5 protein-coding genes are annotated in these 3,735 nt (G+C 62.9%); all 5 read right to left on the bottom strand.

From position 1 onward, the window contains the following. Positions 1-280: 280 nt before the first annotated feature. Complete coding sequence (locus tag EOA28_RS28380; RefSeq protein WP_189342220.1) at positions 281-949, bottom strand: transglutaminase-like cysteine peptidase; 669 nt, start codon at positions 947-949, stop codon at positions 281-283. A 130-nt stretch (positions 950-1,079) separates the two neighbouring features. Further along, entirely contained in the window at positions 1,080-1,256 is a 177-nt protein-coding gene (locus tag EOA28_RS39065) for a hypothetical protein (protein ID WP_189342219.1), read from the bottom strand. Positions 1,257-1,316: 60 nt separating this feature from the next. Beyond that, a complete protein-coding gene (gene tldD, locus EOA28_RS28375; RefSeq protein ID WP_127251371.1) occupies positions 1,317-2,729 on the bottom strand; it encodes a metalloprotease TldD in 1,413 nt (470 codons plus the stop codon). Between the two features lie 98 nt (positions 2,730-2,827). Next, positions 2,828-3,295: a YbjN domain-containing protein gene (locus tag EOA28_RS28370; protein ID WP_127251372.1), complete on the bottom strand. Its 468-nt coding sequence runs from the start codon at positions 3,293-3,295 to the stop codon at positions 2,828-2,830. 77 nt (positions 3,296-3,372) lie between these two features. Further along, positions 3,373-3,735: invasion associated locus B family protein (locus tag EOA28_RS28365; RefSeq protein WP_148670898.1), on the bottom strand; the 363-nt coding region annotated here is incomplete at its 5' end.

Here is a 3,735-nt window from a genome sequence, read left to right as displayed (position 1 = left end):
AACGAGAATGTGCAGCGCCAGCTCAAGCTACAGGAAAACCCCAACGCTCAGGCGCGGCGTCTGCCACAACAGCCCAAGGAACAACCGCCGCAGGGTAACAACAAGAAATTCGCCTGCGGCAAGCCGGGCGAGCCGCCCTGCAAACAATAGCGGCAGGGTTGGACAGCAATTCTCCGTCGATGGGCCGGGGTTTCCCGGCTCATCGCCTGCAAATCAAGAGATCGCTGGCTCGCGGCGCTTCAGCCGATGCTGGCTGAACGGGACAGGCGGACAATCCGGCCTATGAGCTCGGCGATAGCCGCTTTGCAGTGCCGCCACGCTGGTTGATCGAAACCCAGGTGTTCGGGTTCTGCTGCGACTGCCGTTTCAGGAAATAATAGCCAGTTGCGTTCCAGGGCCTGACCTCGTCGACCAGATTGTCAAGGATGAGATCGCCCTTGTCGGTCTTCACCGTCAGGATGGTATGGCCCTCGTTGTGCAGGTCGCGAACCACCGTCATCAGCAATGCCTGCCGGGGAAATCCTGCTTCCTGAAGAAGCTTGCGCTTGTAGAGCGCGTAAATCTTGCAATCGCCCTTGCCGTCCACGGGATAGTCCCAGTGGTCCATCATCGTGCCCCAGTGATCGTAGTTGCTGACGGGCTTGATCGAGCGGTTCGCCTTCTGGTTCACCCGCTTGAGGATGCTCATGTTCCGCGCTGTCAGCTTGACGCTGGCGGCCGGCAGGGCAGGCACCTTGCATTCTTTCGGCCGACGATGACAGAAGTCGAGCCAGCCATAAGGAACGCTGGTGCTTGCGCCGACAGTGGCGGAACTGGCGGCAGGTCGTGTCGACGCTAGCTTGAACAGCGACGATTGCGCCGCCGCAGGGCCTGCTTGTAGCGAAGTCGCGCCGATCAACGCAAAACCAAGGAAGAGGGAAGAGGTCAGGACGCCTGGGGAATGCTGCACTACCGACACCACCGCAACGAGAAGACTGGCCGCAGGCTAATGCGCAAAGGCAGGCCGAGGCAACTGAACAATTAATAATGTTCTAACGCGATTGTGTTTTGCGTTGGGCGAAGGCTGCCGCAGACCGGTCTCAAATGGCAGTTTGGCGCCGCTGCGCTTCAGCTAGCAGGGCGGTGTCGATATCCTCCAGCATTTTTGGCTTGCCAGGGGGCCGTAGGCTACCAAACACGTCCTTTGGCCGCGTCGGGGCAAAGGGCGTTGCCGGTTTCAGATCAGCGCCCTCTGATGGGCTTTCGGATTTCGACATTGTGGACTCCGTGGGGTGAACACCGCAGGCACGCGAGAATAGCGGGACGTGCCCAGCGCCTCAAACCCTGGTGCCGCCCACCGTCATCTGGTTCATCCGCAGATGCGGCTGGCCGACGCCCACCGGCACGCCCTGTCCTGCCTTGCCGCACGTGCCGATGCCGTTGTCGAGCTTCATGTCGTTGCCGACCATGCTGACGCGGTGCATGGCGTCCGGACCGTTGCCGATCAGCATCGCGCCCTTGATCGGCTGTGTCACCTTGCCGTTCTCGATCATATAGGCCTCGGTGCAGCCGAACACGAACTTGCCGGACGTGATGTCGACCTGGCCGCCGCCGAAGGAGACGGCGTAGATGCCGTTCTTGACCGAGGCGATGATCTCTTCCGGCTCCATGTCTCCGGCGGTCATGTAGGTGTTGGTCATGCGCGGCATCGGCTGGTGCGCATAGCCCTCGCGCCTTCCGTTGCCGGTCGCCTTCATGCCCATCAGCCGGGCGTTCTGGCGGTCCTGCATGTAGCCGACGAGCTTGCCGTCCTCGATCAGCACGTTGCGCGCCGAAGGCGTTCCTTCGTCGTCGACGGTTAGCGAGCCGCGCCGCTCGGGGATGGTGCCGTCGTCGACAACCGTGACGCCCTTCGCCGCCACCTGCTGGCCCATCAGGCCGGCGAAGGCCGATGTCTTCTTGCGGTTGAAATCGCCCTCGAGCCCGTGGCCGACCGCTTCATGCAGCATCACGCCCGGCCAGCCGCTGGAGAGCACGATGTCAAACGTCCCGGCCGGCGCGGGAACCGCCTCGAGATTGACCAGCGCCTGCCGCAGCGCCTCGCTTGCCGCATGCTTCCAGCTTTCCTCGCTGACGAACTCGCCGAAGCTCTTGCGGCCGCCCATCCCGTAGGAGCCGCTCTCCTGCCGGTCGCCGCTGCCGACCACGACCGAGACGTTGATGCGGACCAGCGGGCGGATGTCGCGCACGATCTGGCCGTCGCCGCGCACGATCTCGACATGCTGCCAGGATGCTGCCAGCGAGGCCGTCACCTGCCGCACGCGCGGATCCTTCGCGCGCAGCCAGCCGTCGATCTCCTGCAACAGCTTGGCCTTGGCCTCGAAGGACGGCGAGGGGATGGGGTTCTCGTCGCCATAGAGATGGCGGTTGGTACGGGCGGGTGCTCCGGCCAATGTGCCGGAATAGCCGCCCTTGACCGCCGAGACGGCGTCGGCCGCGCGCAGCAGGGAGGCTTCGGAAAGATCGCTGGAATGCGCATAGCCGGTGGCCTCTCCGGCCACGGCGCGCAGGCCGAAACCCTGATCGGTGTTGAAATTGGCCGTCTTCAGCCGGCCATTGTCGAACATCAGCGCCTCGCTTTCGCTGTATTCGAGGAACAACTCGCCGTCGTCGGCGCCCTTGATGGTCTCGGTGACGATCTCCTTGACGCGATCATCGGAAATATCGAATTGGCCGATCAGGCTGTTCATGGCAAATCCATTCGTGGAAACAAATCTTGCACCGGATGTAGGCGCGAAGCTGGCCTCAGACAATCGCTAACGAGTTGAAGCCGGCGATTGCGACGCCGTCACCTGCCGTTGACGAAGTCCTTGATGTTGCCGGCCATCGCGTTCCAGTTGGAGAACTGTTCCTCAAGATTGGCCCTGGTGATGCCGCCGGCGAAGCTGACATCCATCTTGAAGTTCGAGCCGTCGCCCGAATAGGCCTTCACCCAGCGGTATTTTGCGTTCCAGGCATTGGCCCGGTCGGCGGTCAGTGGATCGGTGTAGCCGGTCGAGAATTGCAGCGACTTGCAGTTCTCGTGGTCTTCGCAGCCGTAGAAATGGATCAGGTATTTGACGCCCTCGACGCGGCCGGAAATCATCGGGTCGCCATTGTCGTCTTTGTCCATCCTGGCCGAGCCGAAGCCCTTGGCGATATCGAGAACCGTCGCGGGGTCCGGCGTCTGGAGGATTGCGGCATCCTCGGCCCGGGCCGCCGAGGCCACGTAGGCAAGCGCCAGACTTGCAATGGAAACGGACAACGTCGCGCGCATCAAGCCTCCTGGCCGCCAAGCGCGTATCACCGCCGCGCCTCAGCCTGAGGGGCGGCCGCTGCGCGTGGACGGCAAGATCAAGGTAGGGCGGCGAAGCCTTCCGCAAAGCCCTTGAGGTCGACGGGAATGCCGATGCCCTCTTCGGGCGTCTGGAAGACGATGAAGGTGGCCGAGGTGCCGCTCTTCAACGTGTCGAGCAGCGGCTTTTCGAGGATCACCTCGGCATAGCAGCCATCCTGGAAGCAGCGCACGAAATAGGCGCGGCCGATATCCTTGCCGTCGACATTGAGACCGAGGCCGTTGGGCAGGAGAACGCCGAGCGGCGCCAGCACGCGCAGGATCTCGGCCTTGTTGTCGGCGGTGCGCAGCACCACGACCGATAGCCCCATTTCAGGGCGATCCTCGGCGACGACGTTCTGCATCATCACGCATTGCTCGGA

Origin of the sequence: Mesorhizobium sp. M2A.F.Ca.ET.067.02.1.1 (genome assembly GCF_004023285.1) — a bacterium.
In the GTDB taxonomy this organism is placed as follows: Bacteria; Pseudomonadota; Alphaproteobacteria; order Rhizobiales; family Rhizobiaceae; genus Mesorhizobium.
Note: the sequence above shows the minus strand (reverse complement) of the source record. Positions and strands in the feature narration are given on the sequence as shown.

Bases quoted from the DNA above. Each gene is read 5' to 3' on its own strand.
- EOA28_RS28370 (WP_127251372.1), bottom strand. From the start codon at position 3,295: ATGCGCGCGACGTTGTCCGTTTCCATTGCAAGTCTGGCGCTTGCCTAC.
- tldD (WP_127251371.1), bottom strand. From the start codon at position 2,729: ATGAACAGCCTGATCGGCCAATTCGATATTTCCGATGATCGCGTCAAG.
- EOA28_RS39065 (WP_189342219.1), bottom strand. From the start codon at position 1,256: ATGTCGAAATCCGAAAGCCCATCAGAGGGCGCTGATCTGAAACCGGCA.